3 protein-coding genes are annotated in these 2,084 nt (G+C 49.3%); all 3 read right to left on the bottom strand.

From position 1 onward, the window contains the following. Positions 1-243, bottom strand: a 243-nt coding sequence (locus ACTHUR_RS10675; protein WP_440398563.1) for a class I tRNA ligase family protein, incomplete at its 3' end; no start/stop codon positions are given. Positions 244-381: 138 nt separating this feature from the next. Further along, complete coding sequence (gene ribF, locus ACTHUR_RS10680; protein ID WP_070461603.1) at positions 382-1,308, bottom strand: bifunctional riboflavin kinase/FAD synthetase; 927 nt, start codon at positions 1,306-1,308, stop codon at positions 382-384. Between the two features lie 123 nt (positions 1,309-1,431). Further along, complete coding sequence (locus ACTHUR_RS10685; protein WP_049331430.1) at positions 1,432-1,821, bottom strand: hypothetical protein; 390 nt, start codon at positions 1,819-1,821, stop codon at positions 1,432-1,434. Positions 1,822-2,084 lie beyond the last annotated feature (263 nt).

Below are 2,084 nucleotides of genomic sequence, written 5' to 3' on the forward strand. Positions count from 1 at the left end.
GCTGCGGATAATGATGTCTTTGAGAATTTTATTGACGGCATGACCGATGTGGATGTCGCCGTTGGCATACGGAGGACCGTCGTGCAGAATAAATTTCGGACGGCCTTTGGCGATTTCTCGCAGTTTTTGATAGCGTTTTTGCTCGTACCAGCTTTTCAGCCATGCAGGCTCGCGCTTGGCAAGATTGCCGCGCATTGGAAACGGGCTCTCGAGCAGGTTTACGGTTTTACTGTAATCGGTCATTTTTTGATCTCTATTGTTGCGGTATTTCGGTTTCAGACGGCCTGATTGCTCATTTTGAAAAGAACAGGCCGTCTGAAAAAATTCAAAGGACTTATTTTAGCCCAAGTGTCTTGATTTTAGAAGCTTCTAGAAGCGTTTCTATGCTTCCCAAACCCTTGCATCTTCCATATCTTGCAAAATTTGGGTTTTCAATGCTTCGATACTCTCAAATTTTTTCTCGTCACGCAGTTTGTGCAGGAAGCGAACGAAGATACGTTGTCCGTACAAATCGCCGTTGAAATCGAACAGATGGACTTCCAGCTTTTGCGAGCGGTTGTTGCTGACAGTGGGGTTAAAACCAAAGCTGGCAACGCCTCGGCGCGTACCGAATGTGCCATCTGCTTCAACGACAAATACGCCGCTTAGCGCATAATGATACGGAGGAAGCTGGACATTGGCGGTAGGCGCGTTGATGGTGCGGCCGAGTTTTTGTCCGTGTTTGACCTTGCCGCTTAAAACGTAATCATGGCCCAATAGTCTTTTGGCGTATTCCAACTTGCCGTCTGAAAGGGCTTGGCGGACGGCGGTACTGCTGGTACGGATGTCTTCAACGATAACGGACGGCGTGCGCTCGGTTTGCATATCGGGCTGTTGAGCCAAGAGTTCAAAACAGCCTTCACGGCCGGCACCGAAACGGAAATCGTCGCCAATCAACAAATAACGCGTGTTGAGCGTTTGGCGCAAAAGCTGGTCGATAAACGCTTGCGCGCTCATATCGGAGAAAGCTTGGTTAAAACGCAAGACCCAAACGGCATCCACGCAGCCGGTTTCACGCAAAAGGCGCAATTTGGTACGCAGCGGGCTGATGCGGTAAGGCAGCTTTTTCCCGGCTTTGCGCGCAAAAAATTCTTTGGGCTGAGGCTCAAAAACAACAACGACAACAGGCAGACCGCGCTGGTCTGCCTCTCGTTTGAGTTTTTGTAGAATGTGTTTGTGCCCGAGGTGTACGCCATCGAAGTTGCCGATGGTTACGGCGGCTCCTTGCGGAAATTTGGGCGCGTGTCGCTGTCCAAGCCAGATGTTCATGGGTGGTGGGTATTGTGTTTGAATAGGCGGCTATTGTAAACGTTATTGCCGTTTCAATAAACCTTAGGCCGTCTGAAACCAATAAATATATGCTTTCAGACGGCCCTAAAGTTTGTTAATACCTTACCACCACCAAGGATAACGGCCAAACGGATAGCCCCAATCGTCGTAATAACGATAGTAACGGGCTTCGCGCAGCTGTTCTTGAGAAATATAGTTTTGCCATGCCATTTTGTAGCAGGCTTGGAACATCGGATCGGAAACTTTGTCGATATATTTGAGGCGGAAGGCTTTTTGTTCCGCAGTTGCGGCACCGGGTTTGCCTTCTTCGTCAAATTTGCGGCGGATCAGCGCGGCAGTCTCCTGATCGCATTGGGCAGCAAGATGTACTTGAAGATCCTGCTCATAGCGTTTCTGCGCTTGGGCGCGTGCGGCTTTTTGCTCAGGCGTGGTGGCGCAGGCGGCAAGTAATGCGGCAGCACCAATCAATAAAGTCAGGCGGATAGGATTCATCGGATGTTTCCTTATAGTCATGTATAGCTATTAATGTACGCCCTCATTGTGTAATGGGCAAGTGTGGCAACTTGGGAACACTTTAGATTATTTGTTCTTATCGGCAGACAGTTGCATATAAAATACACCCTATATGAATGTTTAACTCCAAACCCACTCAATGAACGCTGACAAACCGCCCCACTCCTACAGATTGCGCCACCACAGGCAACACACGCCTCCGTTTTGGCAGGCGGATCGCCCGTATCTGCACGAACACAATA

This window comes from Neisseria sp. P0021.S007, assembly GCF_051956855.1.

Bases quoted from the DNA above. Each gene is read 5' to 3' on its own strand.
- ribF (WP_070461603.1), bottom strand. From the start codon at position 1,308: ATGAACATCTGGCTTGGACAGCGACACGCGCCCAAATTTCCGCAAGGA.
- ACTHUR_RS10685 (WP_049331430.1), bottom strand. From the start codon at position 1,821: ATGAATCCTATCCGCCTGACTTTATTGATTGGTGCTGCCGCATTACTT.